At 39.0% G+C, this 1,921-nt stretch carries 3 protein-coding genes; all 3 read right to left on the reverse strand.

Features of this window, described 5'->3' with window-relative positions:
* Positions 1-635: flagellar type III secretion system pore protein FliP (locus GSY74_RS06040; protein WP_164664202.1), on the reverse strand; the 635-nt coding region annotated here is incomplete at its 3' end.
* The gene (locus GSY74_RS06045) at positions 635-1,411 is read right to left on the reverse strand and encodes a flagellar motor protein MotB (RefSeq protein ID WP_164664203.1); all 777 of its coding nucleotides are present in this window, start codon (positions 1,409-1,411) and stop codon (positions 635-637) included. The genes GSY74_RS06040 and GSY74_RS06045, both read right to left, overlap by 1 nt.
* 12 nt (positions 1,412-1,423) lie before the next feature.
* Positions 1,424-1,921: motility protein A (locus tag GSY74_RS06050; protein WP_188108699.1), on the reverse strand; the 498-nt coding region annotated here is incomplete at its 5' end.

Genomic DNA, 1,921 nt, shown 5'->3' on the forward strand with positions numbered 1-1,921 from the left:
AGCATCATCATACCCATAGACATGAGTATCGAAGCAACAACCATGTCTATAACTAAGAATGGTAAAAAGAGTAAAAAACCTATCTCAAATGCAGTCTTTAACTCACTTATAACAAATGCCGGTATCACGATAGATAATGGCACTTCAGCGACTGTTTGAGGATTTTCCATTTTTCTTATTCTAAAAAATAGCGCTAAATCTTTCTCTCTCGTATTTCTAATCATAAAGTTTTTAAATGGCAGAGTAGTTCTGTCAAATGCTTCTTCATACCCTATCTCTTCAGCTATATATGGCTTTACACCATTCTCATAGGCTTTTGTACCTACAGGCTCCATAACAAAAAATGTCAAAATCATAGCCAGCATTACCAAAAGTTGCGTTGGAGGCACTTGTTGCGTACCAAGTGCTTGACGCAAAAAACCAAACACAATTACAAAACGAGTAAAGGTAGTCATAACAAGCACCATCGATGGTGCTAAAAATAGAAGTGTTAGAACTACTAAAACATTAAGAGAGCTAACTAATTGCTGTGGAGTATCTGGAGATGATAATTCGAAATTCATAGTAGGTATAGTTACAGCTTCAGCACCTAAGAGCGATATAAGTGAAAGAAGTAAGATAAGGTATCTTAACATTATTTAGCAGAGGCCTTATCTAATACTGACTCTTTCACTTTCGCTTCTTCATCACCTTTTGCTCCATAAAAATGCAACTCAACACGACGATTTTTTTCTCTACCGCTAGCAGTGGCATTCGTTGCTATTGCTTTAAATTCAGCATATCCAGAAGCACTGATTCTCTTTGGATCTACTCCATCTAAAAGTAACTCTTGGAGGACAGAAATTGCTCTAGCAGATGAGAGTTCCCAGTTATCTTTAAATGGGCTCTTTGCTCCTGGTCCTTGGTTATCTGTATGTCCCTGAACACTCACCTGCATGGTTCTAGGTAACTCTTCTATAATGAGAGCAACCCTCTTTAAGAAAAGCAAGGCATCTTCATTTTCTATAGTTGCACTGCCTGGTTTAAAGAGAAGTGAAGCTGGAAGTTCTATCACAAATCCTTCTTGTGCTTCATCTAGAGAGATAGCAGGTCCATGCCCTTGTTCCATCATCTCATTTGCATCACCTACAGCTTGCTGGACTCTATTTACAGCTTCACTGGTCTCATCTTGAGACTCTATTGGTGTAGATTCTTGAATACGCTGTTTAGAGATTTCAGTTTTTGTACCACCCTCTAAAACACTCATGGCACCCGAGAGTGAACCGATAGCTTCAGAAATCTTTTTGGCATCCATACTTGACATGGATAAGAGGAGAACGAAAAAACATAAAAGCAGTGACATTAAATCCCCAAAGGCTGCTAGCCAAGCAGGGAGACACTCCTCACATTCTGGACACTTTTGCTTAGCCATTAATCAAGTCCATTAATCAAACTGGCTCACGCGTTCATTTGGAGCCATATAACTCAGTAGCTTAGCCTCTAAAACTCTTGGAGCATCACCTGATTGAATCGACATAATTCCAGATAAAATCATCTCTTTAACTTTTGTCTCTTCATCATTTCTAATTGTTAAAATATTATAGATAGGTGTACCAAATACATTACCGATAATAGCACCATACATGGTAGTTAGTAAAGCAACCGCCATAGATGGACCAATCGCTGATGGATCTGCCATATTTAGAAGCATCGCAACAAGACCGATGAGTGTACCAACCATACCCATGGCACCGGCAAGACCTGCCCACTGATTAAAGATAGAACCGTTGACTTTATGTCTTGTACTCGTCTGCTCCATCTCAATCTCAAGAAGCTCACGAATAGTATCTGGCTCACTTCCGTCAATTGCCATAGATAAACCTTTTTTCAAAAAGTCATTCTCTTCATTGTTTACTTCACTCTCAAGCGCAAGTATTCCATC

Origin of the sequence: Sulfurovum sp. bin170 (assembly GCF_010892395.1) — a bacterium.
Lineage (GTDB): Bacteria > Campylobacterota > Campylobacteria > Campylobacterales > Sulfurovaceae > UBA1140.